The organism is Sneathiella sp., from assembly GCF_047631475.1.
In the GTDB taxonomy this organism is placed as follows: Bacteria; Pseudomonadota; Alphaproteobacteria; order Sneathiellales; family Sneathiellaceae; genus Sneathiella.
This window is the reverse complement of record NZ_JBLHZT010000001.1, coordinates 1-20,946: the sequence shown is the minus strand read 5'-3', so window position 1 is coordinate 20,946 and position 20,946 is coordinate 1. Positions and strand designations below refer to the sequence as shown.

The 20,946-nt window shown below is 49.1% G+C and carries 22 protein-coding genes; 8 read left to right on the top strand and 14 right to left on the bottom strand.

Annotated elements, in window-relative coordinates; genetic code table 11:
• Positions 1 to 125 precede the first annotated feature (125 nt).
• On the top strand, positions 126 to 941 hold the full coding sequence (locus ACJAYR_RS00110) for an IclR family transcriptional regulator (protein ID WP_415234714.1): 816 nt from the start codon (positions 126 to 128) through the stop codon (positions 939 to 941).
• Here the strand turns inward: ACJAYR_RS00110 and ACJAYR_RS00105 are convergent.
• Together ACJAYR_RS00105 and guaD are read right to left on the bottom strand one after the other, a co-directional pair.
• Positions 872 to 2,119, bottom strand: coding sequence for an ATP-binding protein (locus tag ACJAYR_RS00105; protein ID WP_415234713.1), 1,248 nt, complete (start codon positions 2,117 to 2,119; stop codon positions 872 to 874). The genes ACJAYR_RS00110 and ACJAYR_RS00105 overlap by 70 nt on opposite strands.
• Positions 2,120 to 2,276: 157 nt before the next feature.
• The gene (gene guaD / locus ACJAYR_RS00100) at positions 2,277 to 3,614 is read right to left on the bottom strand and encodes a guanine deaminase (protein ID WP_415234712.1); all 1,338 of its coding nucleotides are present in this window, start codon (positions 3,612 to 3,614) and stop codon (positions 2,277 to 2,279) included.
• Between the two features lie 201 nt (positions 3,615 to 3,815).
• Between guaD and ACJAYR_RS00095 the strand changes: the two genes are divergently transcribed.
• Positions 3,816 to 4,934, top strand: coding sequence for an acyl-CoA dehydrogenase family protein (locus ACJAYR_RS00095; RefSeq protein WP_415234711.1), 1,119 nt, complete (start codon positions 3,816 to 3,818; stop codon positions 4,932 to 4,934).
• 20 nt (positions 4,935 to 4,954) lie between these two features.
• Here the strand turns inward: ACJAYR_RS00095 and ACJAYR_RS00090 are convergent, their stop codons facing one another.
• Both ACJAYR_RS00090 and ACJAYR_RS00085 read right to left on the bottom strand, forming a co-directional pair.
• On the bottom strand, positions 4,955 to 5,878 hold the full coding sequence (locus ACJAYR_RS00090) for a DMT family transporter (RefSeq protein WP_415234710.1): 924 nt from the start codon (positions 5,876 to 5,878) through the stop codon (positions 4,955 to 4,957).
• Positions 5,868 to 6,461: a nitroreductase family protein gene (locus ACJAYR_RS00085; protein WP_415234709.1), complete on the bottom strand. Its 594-nt coding sequence runs from the start codon at positions 6,459 to 6,461 to the stop codon at positions 5,868 to 5,870. The genes ACJAYR_RS00090 and ACJAYR_RS00085 overlap by 11 nt, the downstream gene beginning before the upstream one ends.
• A 114-nt stretch (positions 6,462 to 6,575) precedes the next feature.
• Here ACJAYR_RS00085 and ACJAYR_RS00080 point away from each other — a divergent pair, with 114 nt between their 5' ends.
• From ACJAYR_RS00080 to ACJAYR_RS00065, 4 genes are all read left to right on the top strand, one after another.
• Positions 6,576 to 7,091: a MarR family winged helix-turn-helix transcriptional regulator gene (locus ACJAYR_RS00080; RefSeq protein ID WP_415234708.1), complete on the top strand. Its 516-nt coding sequence runs from the start codon at positions 6,576 to 6,578 to the stop codon at positions 7,089 to 7,091.
• A gap of 489 nt (positions 7,092 to 7,580) precedes the next feature.
• The gene (locus ACJAYR_RS00075) at positions 7,581 to 8,540 is read left to right on the top strand and encodes an ABC transporter substrate-binding protein (RefSeq protein ID WP_415234848.1); all 960 of its coding nucleotides are present in this window, start codon (positions 7,581 to 7,583) and stop codon (positions 8,538 to 8,540) included.
• 73 nt (positions 8,541 to 8,613) lie between these two features.
• Positions 8,614 to 9,513, top strand: coding sequence for an ABC transporter permease (locus ACJAYR_RS00070; protein WP_415234707.1), 900 nt, complete (start codon positions 8,614 to 8,616; stop codon positions 9,511 to 9,513).
• A complete protein-coding gene (locus ACJAYR_RS00065) occupies positions 9,506 to 10,717 on the top strand; it encodes a quaternary amine ABC transporter ATP-binding protein (RefSeq protein ID WP_415234706.1) in 1,212 nt (403 codons plus the stop codon). Before ACJAYR_RS00070 ends, ACJAYR_RS00065 begins: the two co-directional genes overlap by 8 nt.
• Here the strand turns inward: ACJAYR_RS00065 and ACJAYR_RS00060 are convergent.
• The 10 genes from ACJAYR_RS00060 to ACJAYR_RS00015 form a co-directional block, all read right to left on the bottom strand.
• On the bottom strand, positions 10,714 to 11,553 hold the full coding sequence (locus tag ACJAYR_RS00060) for a hypothetical protein (protein WP_415234705.1): 840 nt from the start codon (positions 11,551 to 11,553) through the stop codon (positions 10,714 to 10,716). The genes ACJAYR_RS00065 and ACJAYR_RS00060 overlap by 4 nt on opposite strands.
• A 30-nt stretch (positions 11,554 to 11,583) precedes the next feature.
• Positions 11,584 to 12,249: a class I SAM-dependent methyltransferase gene (locus ACJAYR_RS00055; RefSeq protein WP_415234704.1), complete on the bottom strand. Its 666-nt coding sequence runs from the start codon at positions 12,247 to 12,249 to the stop codon at positions 11,584 to 11,586.
• 101 nt (positions 12,250 to 12,350) lie between these two features.
• A complete protein-coding gene (locus ACJAYR_RS00050; RefSeq protein ID WP_415234703.1) occupies positions 12,351 to 13,202 on the bottom strand; it encodes a glycosyltransferase family 2 protein in 852 nt (283 codons plus the stop codon).
• A 32-nt stretch (positions 13,203 to 13,234) separates the two neighbouring features.
• A complete protein-coding gene (locus ACJAYR_RS00045) occupies positions 13,235 to 14,134 on the bottom strand; it encodes an NAD-dependent epimerase/dehydratase family protein (RefSeq protein ID WP_415234702.1) in 900 nt (299 codons plus the stop codon).
• Between the two features lie 31 nt (positions 14,135 to 14,165).
• On the bottom strand, positions 14,166 to 14,693 hold the full coding sequence (gene rfbC, locus ACJAYR_RS00040; RefSeq protein WP_415234701.1) for a dTDP-4-dehydrorhamnose 3,5-epimerase: 528 nt from the start codon (positions 14,691 to 14,693) through the stop codon (positions 14,166 to 14,168).
• Positions 14,690 to 15,928 carry a methyltransferase domain-containing protein gene (locus tag ACJAYR_RS00035; protein ID WP_415234700.1) on the bottom strand — a complete coding sequence of 413 codons (1,239 nt, stop codon included), beginning with the start codon at positions 15,926 to 15,928 and terminating at the stop codon, positions 14,690 to 14,692. The genes rfbC and ACJAYR_RS00035 overlap by 4 nt, the downstream gene beginning before the upstream one ends.
• The gene (rfbG, locus tag ACJAYR_RS00030; protein ID WP_415234699.1) at positions 15,925 to 17,019 is read right to left on the bottom strand and encodes a CDP-glucose 4,6-dehydratase; all 1,095 of its coding nucleotides are present in this window, start codon (positions 17,017 to 17,019) and stop codon (positions 15,925 to 15,927) included. The genes ACJAYR_RS00035 and rfbG overlap by 4 nt, the downstream gene beginning before the upstream one ends.
• On the bottom strand, positions 17,001 to 17,774 hold the full coding sequence (rfbF, locus tag ACJAYR_RS00025) for a glucose-1-phosphate cytidylyltransferase (protein WP_415234698.1): 774 nt from the start codon (positions 17,772 to 17,774) through the stop codon (positions 17,001 to 17,003). Before rfbF ends, rfbG begins: the two co-directional genes overlap by 19 nt.
• Before the next feature lie 68 nt (positions 17,775 to 17,842).
• Positions 17,843 to 18,694 (bottom strand): glycosyltransferase family 25 protein, encoded by an 852-nt coding sequence (locus ACJAYR_RS00020; protein WP_415234697.1) that lies wholly within the window; start codon positions 18,692 to 18,694, stop codon positions 17,843 to 17,845.
• Between the two features lie 20 nt (positions 18,695 to 18,714).
• Positions 18,715 to 19,002, bottom strand: a complete 288-nt coding sequence (locus tag ACJAYR_RS00015; protein WP_415234696.1) for a DUF1330 domain-containing protein — start codon at positions 19,000 to 19,002, stop codon at positions 18,715 to 18,717.
• A 141-nt stretch (positions 19,003 to 19,143) separates the two neighbouring features.
• Here ACJAYR_RS00015 and ACJAYR_RS00010 point away from each other — a divergent pair, with 141 nt between their 5' ends.
• Both ACJAYR_RS00010 and ACJAYR_RS00005 read left to right on the top strand, forming a co-directional pair.
• A complete protein-coding gene (locus ACJAYR_RS00010) occupies positions 19,144 to 20,460 on the top strand; it encodes an ArgE/DapE family deacylase (RefSeq protein WP_415234695.1) in 1,317 nt (438 codons plus the stop codon).
• 206 nt (positions 20,461 to 20,666) lie between these two features.
• A partial coding sequence (locus tag ACJAYR_RS00005) for a transporter substrate-binding protein (RefSeq protein ID WP_415234694.1) occupies positions 20,667 to 20,946 on the top strand: 280 nt, incomplete at its 3' end.

The following is a 20,946-nucleotide window of genomic DNA, read 5'->3' as shown; positions in this document are numbered from 1 at the left end:
CCCTTTCTTTGACATAGTGGGCGTCACTCAAATCGTGAGCCAGTAAATTTCACCCATATTGACAGTTTCTTTCTTTCAGTGGAATATAAATTGGAAATGTTTTCACAATACGGAATAATCGACCTATGGCATCCGAAACCAGCCCGACAAAATCCCGTACCGGCCAAGTCCAGTCTCTGACCAGAGCCTTAAGCGTGCTAAATGTCATTGCGGAAAATCCACCCGGCATGACACTCACGGGTATTTCACGTGCCTTGGGTCTTGCCCCCTCAACCAGCCATCGACTGCTAACCACCCTTCAAGAAGAACGTTACGTTCAATATGATCGCGATAGCAGTCATTGGCAAATTGGCATGCAGGCCTTTGTCACCGGCAATGGTTTTCTTTCCTCTCGCGACCTTGTCAGCGTCGCGCGCCCTTTCATGAGAAGAATGATGGAAGAAAGCGGGGAAACCGTTAATCTTGCGATTAGCGAAGGCGATGATGTCATTTATATGGCCCAGGTGGAAAGCCGCGAAATGATGCGGGTATATTCAAAACCGGGCAATCGGGTGCCTCTTCATTGCTCCGGGGTCGGCAAAGCCATCATGATGCTTATGGATGACACCGATATTGACAGAATAATATCCCTTCGAGGACTTCCCAAACTAACAGAGAAAACGTTCACTGACAGCGACCGGTTAAAAAGGGAGCTCCTTCAAAGCAGGCGCCAGCGTTTTGCGATCGATGACGAAGAGCATGCGGTGGGCCTGCGCTGTGTGGCCAGTGTAATTTATGACGAATATGCAGAACCATTAGCAGCGGTTTCCATTTCCGGTCCGGCCGCCCGTATTTCTGCAGAGCGTCTTCCCGTTCTCGGCCAAACGGCCTTTCAATTTGCACAGGAAATCACCGCGGCTTTGGGCGGCAGAACACCGGCGGACGTGGCAGATGTTAAATGATGCCATTCCACCCGTGCGTGCGGAACGACGAGGCGGGCTGTCGTTCCGGCATCAGACTCGCTGATCAACTGAAACGCCATCTGGTGCAACTCTGCCAGCGCTTTCACAATTGGTAACCCCAATCCGGTACCCTGTGTTTTGTTATTGATGTCCGTTCCAGCCTGTGCAAATGGCTCCAGCATCTTGGAAGTCATGGCTTTGGGGATCCCCACACCCGTATCAATCACGTCGATTTGCAAATCACCGCTTTGCAGTTCCTCGCACTCAACAAGAACCGTCCCGCCCGGCGGTGTATATTTGATCGCATTTGAAATCAGGTTCAACAGTATCTGTTTAAAGGCTCTTTCATCTGCCCGTAAGATCGGCGTTCCCACCTTACACTGACAGCCCAGATGAACGCCTTTTTCCACTGCCAGAACATGGCACATCTTGACCACGTTCGCGGTTAGACGGTTCAGGTCAATTGAATTTTCTTGAAGCTCGTAACGCCCCGCTTCGATCTTGGACATATCCAGAATATCGTTAATCATGGAAAGAAGATGACGCCCACTGTCCAGAATATCCTGCGCATAATCCTTATATCGCGGCTCTGCCAATTTACCGTAGGCCTCAGAGGCGATCAGTTCAGAAAACCCGATAACCGCATTCAGCGGCGTTCTCAGCTCGTGACTCATATTTGCCAAGAACTGGGATTTCATCTGATTGGCCTGTTGTGCCTGTTGACTGATTTTGACAAGATCTGCATTTCTGATACGCGTTCTTTCTACGCCGGCTCGCAACAAAGACAGACCGGTTCCCATCCCCAGATACAATCCATCCCTGATAATAACGAAACCTGATAAAAGAGCTTGCGGATACCCGTTTGCAATACATCTTTCCACATCATCCAGCGGGGTCTGCACATCGACAATCAATGGATTGGTATCCATGAGTTCGCTTACCGGCCGCTTCCCATAAACAGCATGACCATATTGGGTTGCCATTTTTATGATCAGCTCGTCTCTGGAAATGACCCCCACCGGAACCCCAGAACGTAACACCGCCACACCGCGAACGGTTTCGCGTTGACGGAAAAACTCAGCCACATCCCGACATAGCATCGTTTCCTGCACTGGCGAAACATCCTGCAGGATTTCCAGCATTGCGGGCCGGTGCCAGTGTTTTTCTTGCCTACTCATCGCAACCCTCTTACGCCATCACACTACTCAAGAGGGTGTACGGTAGGGCCGCAAAGGTTAACAAAGCCCGACAGAAAAATGACAGTTTGATGAAATCAGGCCAGTCCGGTGCGACGCCGGTCACACAACTGGTAAAAGGGTCGTGAACGGCAGTTTTTTAAAGATGTGTAAACGACATTTTTTTCGTTTCCATGCTTCGTTCCGCCGCCAGCGCCCCCCCGACATATGTTGCCCGAACCGCATCCGCTGGCGCCAACGTCATTAGGACAAACAGAATTTCATGCAAATCAGCCGCATATTTCAAACGGTGGGCCAATAAATCCGTTGCCTTCAAATCGATAACCACCATGTCCGCCTCCATCCCCGGGGCAATCGAACCGATTTTATCATCAAGATAAAGGGCCATCGCAGCCCCCCGTGTTGCCAGATAGAAAGCCTGCCAGGCTGTTAGGGCTGAGCCGCGCAACTGGGCAACCTTATAGGCCTCCCCCATCGTGGAAAGCATCGAAAAGCTGGTCCCGGCGCCCAGATCAGTTGCCAGCCCCACCCGTACCGGCCGTTTTTCATCACTGGCTTTTTTAAGATCGAACAAGCCGCTCCCCAGAAACAGGTTTGACGTTGGACAATGAGAAATCGCCGCGCCAGCTTCATGCAACCGCTGAAAATCGCTTTCACTCAGATGAACCCCATGACCAAAAATGGCGCGCGGGCCAACATGCCCGAACTGATCATAAACATCCAAATAGTCTTTATGCCCCGGAAACAGATCACGCACCCATTCTATCTCGCCTTTATTTTCAGAAATATGTGACTGCAGATATGTGCCTGGATGTTCCTGCCAAACCGCCCCAGTCATTTCCATCTGTTCAGGGGTACTTGTCGGCGCAAATCGGGGGGTTACGCTATATAAAGAACGGTTGTTACCATGCCACTTTTTAATCAGCGCCTTTGTTTGATCATATCCGGTCTGCGCCGTATCCAGCAATTCTGCGGGAGCATTTCGGTCCATAAGAACCTTGCCTGCGATATTCCGCATTCCTGCCTTGTTGGATTGCTCAAAAAAAGCATCAACTGACGCGGGTTCAACCGTACAAAAAACAGATGCCGTCGTTGTTCCGCTTGCAAGCGCTTCTTTTAAAAAAAGATTGGCTGTCAGCTCAGCATGCGCCTTATCCCCAAACTTCTGTTCTGCGACAAAGGTGTATTTGTTAAGCCAATCGATCAACTGCTCCCCAAACGCGCCGATAATTTCCGTTTGCGGATAATGCACGTGACAATCAATAAAGCCTGGAAGAATAAGCGAGTCCCGATAATGGACAACATTCACATCGGCGGCCAACGTTTTTAACAGCACTTCTGCCGGGCCGACCTGCTGTATTTTGCCGTTCTCCATAACGACCAAACCATCGGATTCATAGAACAGGAAATCCTCTGTCGCAGTAAAAAACGGATTATCCCGAAAGGAAACAACTGTTCCGCGAATGGCACATTTCATGATTTGCCCCAAGGCTGATAAAAATACAAAGATCCATCAGTGGACCCAACAGACAATACTATCTGATTTTAGGCCTTAAACGCAGGGCTTTTTTACAGATCCATGAGTTCTTGCCATAGGAATTGGCGATTTTTTCTCCATGCGGAAAGTTTGATGACATTTATTCAAGAAGCTTTTAGGCTAAACCGAAAAAGGTGATTGATGAACTATTCCACACCAAAGCTGGCAGAACGTGTTGCCTGCTATACGCAAGAGGTCATTCTTCCAAATATCCTGAACTGGGAAAAAAACCGAACAGCCGATCGGTCTTTCCTGACGGCAGCGGCTGAATATGGACTTCTAGGGTTGGAAACCCCACTCGACACAGGGGGGTTAGGGGGGAGTTTTCTGGACAAGGTTGCTATGGCACGGGAAATGTCTCAGGCCTCAATGGCCGTCACCTTTGCCCTCATCAACAGTCAGAATATTGCAGCCCGGCTCAGCGGAAGCTCCGTATCCCGACATGCCGAAGAAATTGCACCGCTTCTAAGGTCCGGTAAGCTGGTCGGATGTACCGCCCTTACAGAACCCTCCGCCGGAAGTGACTTCGCAGCCATTCAGACATCCGCCACGAAAACAGCAGGAGGATGGATTTTAAACGGCGAGAAAGCCTGGATTACCAACGCCGCCCATGCAGATATTATCATGCTCTACGCCCAGACAGATCGAAATAAAGGCTGGCGCGGCATTGCCTCATTCCTGATTGACGCCAGAAACCCGGGCTTTAAGCGAGGCGACTGTCACGACATTTTGGGGGGCCATTCAATCGGTGCTGGCGGCTTTTCCCTTACGGATTATTTTGCGCCAGACGAAGACAGACTCGCCGCGCCCGGGGATGCTTTTAAATATGCTATGACAAGCATTAATGGTGCCCGCACATATGTTGCGGCGATGTGTGCCGGGATGCTTCAAAATGCCCTGGATCAGGCCATCGCTTATGGAAAAGAAAGAACCAGTTTCGGGCAGCCATTATTGCAGCATCAGGGATTGAAATGGACTTTGGCAGATCTTGCGACAGAACGGGAATGCCTTGATCTTTTAACTGCAAAAGCCGCGCACCACATCCACACCGGCGCCGATGCGGTTTTAAGTGCAGCCCATGCCAAAAAATATGCAGGAGAAATTACAGTGTCCGGCATTACAGCTTGCATTCAGGCTATGGGTGCCAATGGACTAAAGGCCGATACGTTACTTGGACATCATTTAGCCTGCGCGAAAATTGCCGCCTATACAGATGGCTCAACAGAAATGATGAAAGAAAGAATTGCCGCTTTCTTTTGATCGCGGCAATTCTGGAAGGTTTACTCTTTCATTTGAGCGACAACTGTTGTTGCAATACCAAGTGCAATCACGGCCGCCCCAACCCAGGTTAGCAACGCATAGCTCTCGCCCAACAAGAGGGTCGCGGCAATCAACCCGACCGCAGCAGCAACATACCCTAACTGGCTCAGAAGAACCGGCCCCCCTTTTTGCTGCAATCTGAAAAACACGGGAAATGTCAAACCACCCACAACAAGCTGGGCAAAAGCGGCCCAAGGAGACAGCGCCAGATCACCAAGTGGAACGGACCCATCGACCGCAACCATCAGCAAAAGAAACACGGCCACTGAAAATAAGTGGCTCCAAAACGCCAATGTGTCAGGTAGTGCTCCGTCTGGCCAATCCATTGTACGATAGATATTGCCACATGCCAGCGTCATCGGAATGGCTAGTGCTGCCAGAAGCCACATCACAGGTGGCGCTTCGGGTGCAGACCCTCGGGTAATGCTTACGATTGAAGCGCCGACAAGGCCTACGGCAATACCCATCAATCCAATTTTACCCGGTGTTCTTAACCGAAAGACCGTTGCCAGCGAAAGTGTAAAAACCGGAGACAGGGCGAACATCAAACCCGTATAGCCTGATCCGGCATGCGGGATCACACTAAACAGCAGAAGATTGGGGATAATGAAAGAAATCACCGCTGAAATTACGATATAGCGGACCATTCGGCCCCGTGGCCAAGCAAGGCGCTGTTTGAGGCTGAGCACAGGAAACAGGATGATACAAACACCAAGCGATACCAGCATTGCCCAGAGCATGGGGGATACCCCTGCTTCCCCGCCAATTTTACCCAACGGAAAATTCAGTCCAACCAATATTCCAGTGACCAAAAGCAGGACCGCCGGGTTTTCTGATAAAAGTTTTGGACCTGAATGGGCGGCCTCTGGCACCTTAGCTGTCATCAGAATATAGTCCTTCAAAAGCAAGTTCCTGTACAGTCATTCTTGAACTAGGCATCTCGCGTTCCTGCAAAAATTCCGGCAATAGCGAAACTGACGCTCGTTTTCCAATTGCAACAACTGCCTCGAGCTGAAACCTGTCTGGTAAATTCAGTGTCCGAACCGCTGTTTCTACATTCTGGATGGCCATCGCATGGACAGAATATCCTGAAACGGTTGCCTGCAATGCCATCTGTGCCCATGCAGCACCTGTATCAAAACTATGGGTTTGCGACGGCTTATCATCGGCGTCGTCGCGGGTGATTATCCGGTCAGATGCGATATAAACCAATGCAGACGCGTTTTTCGCCCATCCCTTATTAAAATCATCCAGAATATCCAGATGTCCCTGCCAATGTGCATCATTCCGCCGGGAATAGAAGAAACGCCAAGGCTGGATATTATATGCAGATGGGGCCCACCGGGCCGCCTCAAGGATTGTGAGCAAATCAGACTGGGGCATCTCAGCCTGATCAAAAGAGCGAGGGGACCAACGGTTCATGAAAACGGGATCAATTGGATATTCAGAAACACGGGACTGGAACATGATAAACTCCTTCACTTCCACAATTAATTCGATTAGTTTGAAATAAGATAATTTGATAACAGATATTTTGAAGTCGAATAATTCGATATCGAACTATATGGAAGATACCCCGTGATGAGTCAAGAGCAAAAAAACCGGACGCCCGCAAAAAAACAGGAAGGTTCAACAACTGAGAGCATCGTCACACAATGGAATAGGGAAAGACCGGACCTTGATGCGTCCCCAATGGCGGTGTGTGGAGATATATGGCGGGCCGGTATTCGCCTGAACCAGGCAGTAATCGAAAATGCATCCCAATATGGTCTGGATTTCGCCGGTATGGACGTGTTGCTTACTCTCCGCCGGCAGGGAAAGGGCGAAACATTAACGCCCAAAGATCTTGCGAAGGATATGATGCTGTCAACCGCGGCAATGACTAACAGACTGGACCGACTGGAAAAACGGGGCCTAATTGTTCGCAACAGCGATCCTCAGGACCGACGAAGCCTCAAAGTCTCGCTCACGGACGAAGGGTTTGAAATGGCAGACGAGCTGGTCACGACCCACACAGCCAGAGAAGCAGAATTGATAAAAAAATTAAGTAAAGAAGAACAAAAACTCCTGCAAAAGCTCCTTTCAAAGGTTGGATAAACACGCGAGCAGGACGACTTTTCCGTCAATACCTTCTGACGGCAATCCTAACATCACCTTCCGTTTTTTCAGCTTGTTCCGAGCCCGGTCTTTTTACAACTGAATGTCTCTGTCATTTTGCACCTGTAAAACAGGCCTTAAACCATCCAAGTAATGGCGTAATAAACAACAGAAAAAATAATAATTCCGTTTTAAAACAAATAAACAAAAAGTAGAAAACTTTTTAAATACTTCGAAGATTATATTTTTAAATAGATCTACAAGAACAAATCAACCGTTTAACTCTTACTTGTTGAGGATTATAAAAACCCGACAAATTTTCTGTGATACTATTTGATTTTTTCCCTCTGATCGATATCATTACGGACAAGCCTTTCCACTATAATCGTTCTTTTTCTTGTTCGTTATTTAGAAACGAAGCAAGAGACATGAAATTGGGAGATACAAATGAAACGCGTACTGGGCGCCGCCCTTTTAGCCGTAGGTTTTATGGCATCGACAGAAGCAAGTGCAGCCTGCGGAAAAATTACGATTGCCGATATGAACTGGAACTCCGCCAGCCTGATCGCCAACGTTGACAAATTCATCCTGACCCATGGTTACGGCTGCGAGGCTGAACTCGTACCGGGGGATACCATGCCAACCGGTACATCCATGATGGAAAAAGGGGAACCTGACATCGCTCCGGAACTGTGGAGTAATTCCATGAAGGAAGCGCTGGATAAGGCTGTCGCAGAAAAAACGCTTCGCATTGCGGGTAAATCATTGTCCGATGGCGGTGAAGAAGGCTTCTGGGTTCCCGAATATATGGTCAAAAAAGACCCAAGCCTTGCAACAATCGAAGGTGTTTTGAAAAACGCCAAAATGTTCAAGCATCCAGAAGACCCCGACAAAGCGGCCTTTGTTGGCTGTCCTGCTGGCTGGAACTGCCAGATCAGCTCTGGCAATCTCTTCCGCGCCATGAAAATGGCGGATGCCGGTTTTGAACTGATTGATCCGGGTTCAAGTGCAGGTCTGTCCGGCTCTATCGCAAAAGCATACGAGCGCGGTGAAGGCTGGTTCGGATATTATTGGGCGCCAACGGCGGTTCTTGGTAAATACAAAATGGTAAAAGTCGATTTTGGCTCAGGTGTTGATTTCGAACATTTCACCAATTGCACAACCCAAAATGACTGTGCCGATCCAAAACCGACAATGTACCCCCCTTCACCTGTTCACACAGTGACAACAGAAGCGTTTGCGGACAAAGCTCCTGAAGCTTACGCCTACCTTACGCGTCGCTCTTTCAAAAACGCTCAGATGAACAGCTTGCTGGCATGGATGGAAGACAACCAGGCCGAAGGCGATATCGTTATGGAAGAATTCCTGAAAAACTACGAAGACACCTGGACACCATGGGTGTCAGCTGAAGTTGCTGCGAAAGTTAAAAAAGCACTCTCCGAGCTTTAAAGACGCCAAGCCCCTGATCTTCGGATCAGGGGCCATTCAAATATTTTTGAAATAATATCGGACCCCCCCTCACATGGCAGATGCTTCTTGGCTGACTGAATTTCCAGCAATGGACCGACGCGACCTGACAGCAATCAAAAAAACGCTGGATGGCGCGTATCGAGAATTTTCCCGCAGTTACGGGGATATTATCGAAACCTTCTTTGACCCTCTCCTCTATTTTTTGGTCTGGTTTGAAAAACTGCTCATCAACACTCCGTGGTGGTTGATGATCATTATCGTAACGGCCATTGTGCATCTCTCCGCACGATCCTGGAAACTATCCGCTGGCGTTGTGGTAGCCTTTTCCCTGATCGGATATTTCGGTATGTGGGACAATACAATGCGCACAATGAGCATTATTTTTGTCTGCACTCTGTTGTCGATTGTGCTCGGCATTCCCATTGGCATCGCCATGGCCCGTTCCAACCGGGTACAGGCTGTGGTCACACCAATTTTGGACGTCATGCAAACGATGCCCGCCTTCGTTTATCTTATTCCGGTGGTCATGCTGCTTGGTATCGGTAAAATTCCGGGTGTTATTGCCGTTGTCATTTACGCAATCCCGCCCGTCATCCGGCTGACCAATCTGGGTATACGGCTGGTTGACAAGGAAGTGTTGGAAGCGGCTACTGCCTATGGGGCAAATTCATCGCAACGCCTGTGGAGCGTTCAGATGCCGCTAGCCATGCCTACAATTATGGCCGGCATCAACCAGACAATTATGATGGCGCTTGCCATGGTGGTGGTTGCATCGATGATTGGCGTAAAAGGATTAGGCCAACCGGTTCTGAAATCCATTACAAACCAGTATTTTACTTTGGGTCTCTTTAACGGGCTTGCCATTGTTGCATTAGCGATCATTTTCGACCGCGTATCGCAAGCCTATGCCAAGAGAACTCAAAAACACATGGAGGGCATGCATAGTGACTGAGCCACTGATAAAAATTGAAAACCTGTACAAGGTTTTTGGTTCAGATCCTAAATCTGTCATGCCCCGCGTTCTTGAAGGGCAGTCAAAGGATGATATTCTAGCCGCAACTGGCCATACAGTTGGCCTTAAAGATATCAATCTGACCATTGGGCAAGGCCAGATCTACGTGATTATGGGTCTGTCAGGATCCGGAAAGTCCACTTTAATCCGCCATCTAAACCGATTGATTGACCCGACGGAAGGGAAAATTCTGGTGGGCGATGTTGACGTCATGAAACTTGGCAAAAAAGAATTGCAGGATTTCCGCCGTCATAAAATGTCCATGGTTTTCCAACGGTTTGGGCTCATGCCTCATCGCACTGTTCTTCAAAATGTAGCCTATGGCCTGAAAATTCAGGGCATCGACAAAAAAGAACGGGAAGAAAAGGCGTCAACCTGGCTGAACACTGTTGGTCTGGAAGGGTATGGTCAACAATATCCGTCCCAGCTTTCAGGCGGTCAGCAACAACGTGTAGGTCTGGCGCGCGCCCTGTGTACAGATGCTGAAATCCTTTTAATGGACGAAGCCTTTTCAGCACTTGATCCGCTAATTCGCAGCGAAATGCAAGATCAGTTGATCGACCTGCAGGAAAAACTGCACAAAACCATCGTCTTCATCACCCATGATTTGGACGAAGCGTTGCGGATCGGGGACCGGATTGCCATCTTGAAAGACGGCGAACTTGTTCAAGAAGGACCGCCTGAAGAAATTCTTCTTCATCCAGCGACCGACTATGTCGAGGCGTTTGTTAAAGACGTTAATCGCGCCCGCGCCCTGACGGTGGAAAATGTGATGAAACCACCCGGATCGCGCATTACGTCCTCGACGATCGACATTGCGTTGAAGCAGATGTTGAAATTCAAGGACGACTACGGCTACTACGTGAACGAGGATGGATATCAGGGCGTTGTTTTGCAAAAAACACTGGAAAACGCGCTTAAAGACGGAAAAACAACGCAAATCAGTGATGGTATGTTGGAAGAGGTTCCGTTGATTTCACCTGAATCCGCGTTGGAAGAAATCATTCCGGAAACCCTGAACGCAGATTATCCGTTACCGGTGGTCAGTGAAGAGGGAGAATTGCAAGGTCGCTTATCCCGAAATTCACTTGCCGAGGTTTTAGGCGGCGAACAGCAAAACCAGAACACGCAGGAAAAACCCTAGCGCAGCGGCTTTTTCTTTTCAAAAAGCCGGCGCAAACGATGACGGATTTTATGACGCTTCAACGGATTGGCTTTGGACGGTTTTCCCGTCCAGGCCAAGTCATGTAGATATTCCTTGGTCCAGTTGTCGCCTTGCTCATACGCTTGTGTGCGGTTGTCGCGCACAAGCAGCCCCTCTTGGCGTTTACTCCGGTAAATACCACTTTTCGGCCAGTCTTCCTCAGCCCAGATCCCGCCCTTGTTATCCGCAAGATAGAGCTTTTTTCCCATCCCCTTGACTTGCCGGGAAAGGCCATCGACCCCGGACTCAACTGCCCGCGCCGTGTCTTTATCATACACATCGATAAACGTGACCTCGGCCATTATAGCCGCCGGGATCAAAAACGCATTTGTTCGAATATGCGGGTTTGGGAAGGGTGGGTCTGTCTCAGAAGAGCTTTCCCAACTGCCTGTCGCACCAACAATTCCTGCATCCGGAAACTGTTCGAAACCAGAAAGTAATATGGAGAGCCATCGGTCGCAGTCAATTTGACTAAAAGAGTTGAGGAAGCAGAAATAGGGGTAAAAAAGGGTGCGGCTTACCTTGATATATGGATCCAGATCAAGGCCACCATCTCCGGCATAGTCAAACCGGACAAAGTGCGTATCCTTGAGGATTTCCAGATAGGGCGCATCTTCCCCCGGTTCAAAATCCTTGAAAATCAGCACCAGATCGTGCGCAAGCGGATCAGGATGTTGATGGTAGGATTGCAAGAAGGCCTGAAACGGTTTCAGGCCATTTTTCTTGCGGATCAGATGTACGACAGCCACTGATGGATTATTTTCATGCTTCATCATATGGACTGCCATACAAACTGTCTGGATTGATCAGGAGAACAGATTAGCCACCTTTTTGCGCCATCCCGTTTTAGGACCATTAACCGCCGTATATTTCCAAACAGAAATACCAAAACGGGTATCAAAATTGGCCAGCATTTCGAAATCCGGATCTTTTTGAAGTTCTTTGAACACACGAACGCAATCAGGAACCGCCCCCGTATCGTGGAAAACGAATGTGCAACCATCCTTCACGATTTCTTTTGCAAGTTCGATATCCTGCATCAGACCTTTATAGCTGTGATCACCATCGATGAAGGTGAAATCGATCTGCCCCTGATAGGGAAGAAGCGCTTTTCGGGCTTCTTTGATATGAGAATCCATGATCAGTTCAAGCACAAGGTTTGTTTTAACCGTGGGCTTAATACGCTCCCAATGAACAAACGCTTCATGCTCGCCAATATCAAGCACGATTGTTTTTTCAACCGGATAATAGTCTCGAAGGAATTTCGTTTGGCCGCCTGATGCAATACCAATATCCAGACTGAATTTTGCTGGCGGCATTTTAGTTGCCATGAAATGTACGAAATCAGCATATTCATCTGGATCTTGCTGCAGGTACAATCCATCCTTCTTTTCAGGAAAATGGAAAAAGGCCTCATCTGAAGACCCTGCATCAATGATAGCCTGCTTGATTTGATCGCGTGATATGTCCACTTTTCAATGCCCGTCCGACTGTATATGTCAATAATTTACTCTTGAATTGATGTTCACCTATAAACAAACAATCCCTTATTTGCAATAAACTTGCCTTGTTTTTAGGGTTTGCGTAAACGCAATAATATTCGAAGCGTTCGTGAGAACTTTTCTGTTCGGCTGCTGGTAAATTTCAATAGATAGACCGACATCCAAAGGGTCTGGAAAAAACCGATTTTACAACGCTTTAACTGCCTTAGGCAAAAGCGATAAAAATCTTTCGCCAGTCTGATTTGAGCCGCGGCTGTCTTTGGTCGAAAAACACTACTGGAAATGCCGGTTTCCCGCTGGAAAAAAGTGGTCGAATAATCGGTTGTAATCGTGCCCTTCAGGGCAAACGGGAACAACACAAGATAATCCCACGCCCAGACATGCGGATAAGTATCCAGGACCTGATCAATCGCCGTTTTAACGGCATTCCGCCGGAACAGGCCATACATCCAACTGGCGTGAGACGATTTCAGCAAATACATTCGTGTGAACAGCCGCCCGTCAAACCCGTCATAATCAAGTTCATGCCCGGCTATTCGCTGCCTTGTGCCATTGTCCTGCACTAACCTTGCAACCGCCAGTTCCGCATCCTTGTTTTTATCCAGCGCTAAAGACAGCCTTTCCAGATAATGATCATCAGACCAATCATCATAAGAGCGCCAAAGAAAATACTCTCCTTCAGCCTGATGAAGAACAAACTGAAAATTTCGCAATGGACCCAGATTTTCTGGCTGCGTGAATAGTTTAATCCGGCCGTCTTTTTCTGCAAAGTCCGCAACGATCTCTTGCGTTCGGTCAGTTGAACCGTTGTCAGAGATAATGATCTCGAAATCAGTGTGTGTTTGCTTCAGCAGGCTTTCGAGCGCTTCTGCAACATATTTTTCCGCATTGTAAAGCGGCATACCAATTGAGATCAGGGACACAGTTCAGCACTCGTTTTTGAATTTGTCATAGATCAGCGGCTTTCCAGATAGGATTTAAGTCCTTGCTCAAAAGATCGAATGTCAGCGTCATTTAAAACTGATTGTAACCGCTGGATATCGCCTAGAACGGATACGGATGCTGTCACCTCGGAGGCGCGTTTCTGTAACGCAGGTATTAAATCCTGTTTACCCAATGCAGATGCACAGGTAAGTGCAATTTCGTCTGGAAGCATGGCAACACCGGATCCGATATTGACGGCCCCCTCCAAGTCGCTTGCCAGAACACGACTAAAAGCCGTGGCAACATCTGCAACATGAATGAGATCAATCGCCCTGTCCGGTATCTGAAACATCGGGATTTCATCATTTTTAATAGTGGAATAGATATGCGAGACCAGCTTTGCCGCCGCTTCATCCGGTCCATAGGGAAAAAAGACCCGTCCCCAGACCACCGAAATATCTTTTGCAATTACTTGGGCCATATCATGAAACGCGCATTTTGAGGCAGAATAATAGGTTTTTGGATGACGCGGGCTGCGCTCCTCGTGAAGGGGCGCAGCACCCCATTTATATTCTGCGCAGCTACCCGCGAGCATGGCTCGTTCGCCCCCCGCCTCGACAAAATTTTTCAAAAGATGCGCACTGGCTGAAACCCAGTTAAAGTTATCGGGTGAATGCCAGAATTTTCCGGGCGTCGCCTCCCAGGCCAGATGAACCAGATGACCGGGTTTATGGGCCGCAAGAAATTCAGATACAGCATCAGTATCCTGCAAATCCAGCTCAAAATATGTCAGACCGTTCCGCACCGAAACCTGCGGCGCGGCCGTACGCCCCACTGCCAGTACGTCATAGCCTTCGTTGAGCAGCCTGCTCATCACATGGCGGCCCAGATATCCTGTCGCGCCGGTAACCAGACATTTCTTCAAGGGCATTTCCCTTCAGCAGGCATTTGAACGGCTCATCTTATTCCATAAACGATAGGGCCTGATCCTTTGCAGAAACGACGCGGGGTGTCGCAGGCCATTGAATATTAATTGAAGGATCATCCCACCGAATGCCCAAATCATGCCCGGGCTCAAATTCAGGGCTCATCTGGTAACTCACCTCGGTATGTTCTTCCAACGTCAAGAACCCATGAGCGCACCCGGCCGGAATAAAAAAGCCACGACCATTTTCCCGGCTAAGCTCTACTCCGACCCACTGTTTATAGGCCGGTGACTGAGGCCGTAAATCAACCGCCACGTCGAATAACCGCCCAGATGTGCAGCGCACCAGTTTGGTTTCTTCAAACGGCGGCGCATGAAAATGTAGCCCCCGCAATGTCAGGCTTTCCCTATTATAGGAAATGTTACTTTGCACAGGCAAAAAATCCAGCCCATGATCCAAAAACTCCTGACGGCAGAACGTGCGGGTAAAATACCCCCGTTCATCTTCATGCCGTTGCGGCTCCAAAAGCCATGCGCCCGGAATTTTTGTTTCCGTAAAGATCATGGCAATAGGTGCAAGGTCGGAACAGGGATTGCAAACCGCCCGCCCCATTCTGAAATATGGCTCATATCCGCAGATATTTCAGCTGCCAGGTTCCATGGCAGGATTAGCACATAATCCGGTTTTTCTTCCGCAATATGCTCGGTCGCATAAACGGGAATATGGCTCCCCGGCAACAAAGTGTTCTGTTTTTCCGGATTACGATCCACAACAAAGGAAATCAAATCCGTCCCCACATTGCAATAATTCAGCAAGGTGTTCCCCTTCGCCGCCGCCCCATAGGCCGCAACTTTTTTACCATCCGCTTTCGCGTCCTTTAAAAAAGCCAACACAGACCGCCGTGTCTCTTCGACTTTGGGGGTGAAACCTGCATAGGCGTCCAGTGTCGCCATTCCGGCTGTGGCTTCTTTTTTGCGAACAGACCGCAAGCCTTCACCATCAGGATAAGCCGAACAGTCAGACTTGCAGGCATAAATTCTGAGCGACCCGCCATGGGTGGAAAGTTCTTCAACATCAAAGACCTTCAAACCATGGGCTGCCAAAATCTTTTCAACCGTAACCAATGACAGGTATGAATAATGCTCGTGGTAGATAGTATCGAATTGTACTTTTTCGATTAAATTCAGCAAGTGTGGGAATTCAATCGTCAAAACGCCTTTGTCTGCCAGCAGAATGGTAAAGCCTGAAATAAAGTCATTAATATCGGGCACATGGGCCATAACGTTGTTGGCGGCCATGAGATCCGCTCGCAGTCCTTGCGAGGACAACCGTTCGGCTGTTTCCTTCCCGAAAAAAGCCACCTCGGTTTTTACACCGGATTTCTCAGCCGTTTTGGCCACATTCGCCGCGGGTTCAATTCCAAGAACCTGCACCCCTTGCGCAACAAAATGCTTCAGAAGGTAGCCATCATTACTTGCAACTTCCATGACCATAGATGTGTCCGTCAGACCGAGCATATCTATCAATTTCACTGAATATTGGCGAGCATGTTCAACCCAACTGTCTGAGAAGGATGAAAAATACGCATAGTCAGAGAAGATATCTTCTGCCGGAACGGCATCTTCAACCTGCACCAAAAAGCAGTTACCGCAAACCCGCGCATGTAACGGATAGGATTTTTCGCTGGCAATCGCTTCTTCATTTTTCAGATAGCTATTGGCCAGAGGCGTCTTGCCCAGATCTACAAATGTTTGCGTCAGGTCGCTGTTACAAAAACGGCACTGCAATCCATCACTCATGTCTTTTGGCTTTCATAGTCTTCAATTTGCGACAGGGTCATCTGAGACATATCCTGACCGCCCGTGTAGGCTGCATACCATGCAACTGTTTTTTCCAGTGTTTTTTCAGGCTGCCATCGTGATTGCCAGCCCAAGGCCGATTTAGCCAAGGAAACATCCAATGCCAAATAGGATTTTTCTGGTGGTTGTTTCATTTGATCAAGATGCCAGTCTGAATTTATACCGAAAGCGGCCTGAACTTCGGCTGCAATCTTTCCAACTGTAATCACCTCGCCGCCGCGCGGCCCAAAATTCAGCGCGGATGGCAACCGGTCCGCATCGTCGAACCATAATTGCTGTAAATAGGTTAAATATCCAGAGACAGATTCCAGAACATGCTGCCAGGGCCGCGTTGCTTCCGGGAACCGGAGGGTAACCGCCTGCCCCTGTTCAGCGGCCCGCCAGATATCCGGGATCAGCCGATCTTCCGAAAAATCTCCGCCGCCAATCACATTCCCGGCGCGACCCGTTGCAATCTTGACAGGCCGGTCGGCAAACAGGCTTTTGGCAAGGGACGCAGTAGCAATCTCACATGCCGCCTTCGAGGAAGAATAAGGGTCATCACCGCCTAATCGGTCCTCTTCGGTAAAGGCATGTCCGTCATCGTTATTCTGATAGACTTTATCACTGGTCACAATAAGAACCGCCTTCACGGCCTCACAGGGCACAAGGGCATGCAATAAATTCACTGTCCCCATGACATTGATTTCATAGGTTTCGACCGGTTCCCTGTAGGAACGGCGCACCAGCGCCTGTGCCGCCATATGAAGAACAATTTCCGGGTCCGCATCTTTCACTACTTTTGCCAGCGCTTCACGGTCCCGAATATCCAGAATATGTGACGTGATCGGCAACGGTTTAACAACCGTATCGAACAGCGAATGGTTCCCTTCGGGCGGCAAAGAAACACCTGTTACTTCTGCGCCCATGCGGTTTAACCAAACGGCGGCCCACCCGCCTTTAAAACCAGTATGGCCGGTTAGTAAAACCCGCTTGCCCTTCCAGAATGTCGGATCCACCAACCTGTCAGTCATCAGGACCAGATCCGCCACGGGGCCTTACCGGACGCCCACAGCTCTTCCAAATGATTACGGTCCCGTAACGTGTCCATGGGTTGCCAAAAGCCACCATGATGGAAAGCGGACAATTGACCATCTGCTGCAAGACCAGACAAGGGAGCATCCTCAAACGGCATGGCGTCTCCCTCGATACGATCGATAACAGAAGGCTCAAGGACAAAGAAGCCGCCATTTATCAAACCGTTGTCACCTTTTGGTTTTTCGACAAATTCCGTGACCGCGCCGTCTTTAATAATCGTCGCGCCGAACCGGCCGGGAGGCGCAACCGCTGTCAGCGTTGCCTCGCGGCCCTGCTCCTTATGAAAAGCAATACTGGCACTAATGTCGACGTCAGAAACACCGTCCCCGTATGTCATGCAGAAGGTCTCACCGGGCTCCAGATGATGGGCAACCCGTTTCAGACGGCCCCCGGTCATCGTATTGGCACCGGTTTCCACAAGCGTCACCTTCCAAGGCTCCGCCTTGGCATTGTGATATGTAATCTGATTTGCCTGTAGGTCGAACGTGACATCGGACCGGTGGAGCACATAATTGGCGAAATATTCCTTCACCACATAGCTTCGATATCCCAGGCAAATAATAAAATCAGTAACACCGTGATGCGCATAGATTTTCATGATATGCCAAAGAATAGGATTGCCCCCGATTTCAATCATCGGCTTTGGCTTCAGGTGGGATTCTTCAGAAATCCGAGTTCCTAATCCACCTGCAAGAATTACTGCTTTCAACGATGCCCCTCCAAATATGCGTCATCAGCTTTGGTCATTTCTAACCATTCTCCAACAAAATATCCACCTCAGATTCCGGCGTTGGAGCTCTTTGCGTCCTTGCGGGACATAAGCCAGTAGTGAAAGCGCTTCCCAAGACCATTTTCACATTTAAACCAAAACCGAAATAATGGAAAAACAAGACGGGTCAGGCCGGTCACGGTTGCTTTCTTTTCAAAACGCCCCTCACCAATGGTTGACGGCACATCGAAATCCGCAGCAACGGGCGAAGGCTTGGTCACCAGAACGTTCAGGCCAGTTTGCCATCCACGCCCCTGTAAAGAGTCAATTGGCAGCCAGTTTCGTTCCGTATGCCGGACCATTTCTTCCGCGGCATGACGGGTCAGAAGATACGCGTAGGCACCCCCAGGGGTCGCCTGTATTCGGGCCAGCTCATAACCGGGATTAAGAGGTCCGAGCACCCGGTGCGCCCCTCTGAAAATTTTATCCCAGTTCAAAAACCGGATCATGTCCCACGCCACATCAGTCGCCAGAAGGCTTTCAAGAACCTGAGGAAAATCAGGCTTGAAAAAAGTGTCGTCTTCCAACACCAACGCTAGGGGAATATCTTCAGCCACCATTTTTTGGCAAACACCGCGATGTGAAAGCAGGCACCCAATTTCACCAGATGAAAGGTCGCGGCCAAAATGCAGGCGTCTTTTCCGACCATCATATTCTGGCGCCTCATGGGCGTTAAATGAATGACCGTCAACGGCCTCAAAAAACTCATGACGCAGCCCGAGGGCATTTAGCCTTTCGGTCATCACCTTACGTCGGTCCACATCCTTCGCACGATTAATTACAATAACCCGGATTTTATCTGAAAGCGCGTTGTTCATCATGGGCCTTTTATAGGGAAGTGCATCAACCAGAACAACCACAATACCCGCTTTGGTGCCCGTCAGGCACCTTCGACAATAACGATTTCGGCAATCCCGGCCTCTTTGCGATGGGCTTTTGCACGCTGATAATCTTCCGAACGATAACAGGCAAGCGCCTGCTCCATGCTGTCAAATTCAATCACAACATTCCGTGGGCGCCCCTCCCCTTCCAGCTGCTCCGCCGGACCGCCACGGGCAAGCACGCGGGCATTAAATTTCTTAAAGGCTTCGGACGCACCCGTTGCATATAATTGATAAGGGTCCGGGTCGGTGACTGTGACATGCGCGATCCAATAAGCTTTTGGCATAAAATCTTTCCTGTATTACTGCTCTCCAATTTCTGAGCTGCCAGTATCAGGCCAAAGGCCGCGTTTGGCAAACCGCAAAAAATCTGTTTTACTCTTAAAAAACAGCGCCCCCATTGGCCAGCAAAAAGAGGCATGATCGATATGATCCCCACAGAGACTAAGAAAAAAATCATTACAGCCGTCGACAGCCTCTTTGATCAGCAGATTGAATTTCTGCAAGACCTTACCCGCCACCCTTCAACCCGCGGCAACGAACAATCTGCTCAACATTTCATGGCAGACACCCTGCGAACCAGAGGGTATGAGATAGATCAGTGGAATGTAAATGTTGACGATATCGCTCATCTCCCAGGATTCTCACCGGTCATTGGAAATTACGAAGACGCCATTAATGTTGTGGCCACTCATCACTCTCAGCAAAAAACCGGCAAATCACTTATTCTGAACGGTCACATTGATGTCGTACCCGTTGGCCCGCTTGATATGTGGGACCGCCCACCTTTTGATCCTTATATTAAGGACGGCTGGATGTACGGTCGCGGGGTTGCGGATATGAAAGCGGGTATTGCTTCAAATCTTTTTGCTCTGGACGCTCTCGCTTCGCTTGGCCTCGCTCCCGCCGCAGACGTCTATTTTCAAACAGTTGTTGAAGAAGAATGCACAGGCAATGGCGCGCTTGCCTGCCTCCAACGCGGTTATTCGGCGGATGCGGCACTCATTCCAGAGCCACTAGGTGAAACGCTTACCAGCGCCCAGATCGGCGTTATCTGGCTTCAGGTCCATCTCAAAGGACGCCCCGTTCACGTTCTGGAAGCAGGGTCAGGCGCCAATGCAATCGAAGCTGCCATCCCCCTCATTTCTGCGTTGCACCGATTGGAAGAACGCTGGAACCGGGCTGAAAACAGACATCCAGCCTATGCCGCACACAACCATCCTCTAAATCTGAATATTGGAAAGATTGAAGGCGGTGACTGGGCAAGCTCTGTGCCTGCCTGGTGTGTGTTCGATGTTCGCATGGCTATCTTCCCGGGTCAGGACATCGAACGTGCTAAAAATGACCTTGAAGAGACCCTATTGTCCGCGGCGAACGAGAGTGATTTTCTTAAAAAGAACAAACCCGACATAATTTATCACGGGTTTCAGGCGGAAGGATACTCGCTGGCTGATCACAATAACGAAAATACCCCCCTTGCCATATCCGCGCTTGAAACCGCTCACCAATTCGTGACCGGAAAAGAACTTCCTTTTGTTCCAACAACCGCAACAACAGATGCCCGCTTTTTTGGCCTCTATGCGGATATACCTGCCCTCGTCTACGGCCCGAACAGTGATGCCATCCACGGCTTCAACGAACGGGTGGAGCTGGAAAGCATGCGGCGCATTACCCAGTCGACAGCGTTGTTTATTGCCGACTGGTGCGGACTGGAACAAACCGACCCGTCTTTGCCGCAATTTTGATCGCACAATTTTTAATCATGATTAAAAATTAATCAACCGTGCTTAAAAATGCACCGAAACGCTTCATACAAATTATATAACATTCTAATTAAAGAATGGTATTTTTAGCATTGATTACAAAGCCTTAGAAGAAATTAACAAATAATAAACATTTTGGCACAGCTTTTGCGGATTACTCCTCATTACAACAGAAATGGAGAAATCACGTGTCATTCAAACTGTCTCGCTTCGCGACAACCCTAGCAATCGGCGCTAGCCTGCTCACAGCCACTGTGGCCAAAGCCGACGATGAAACTATCAAGGTCGGCGTCCTCCATTCTTTGTCCGGGACCATGGCCATCTCAGAAACCACGCTAAAAGATGCCATGCTGATGCTCATCGAAGAGCAGAACAAAAAAGGCGGCGTTTTAGGCAAGAAACTGGAACCTGTTGTTGTCGATCCGGCTTCCAACTGGCCACTTTTTGCAGAGAAGGCGCGTGAACTTA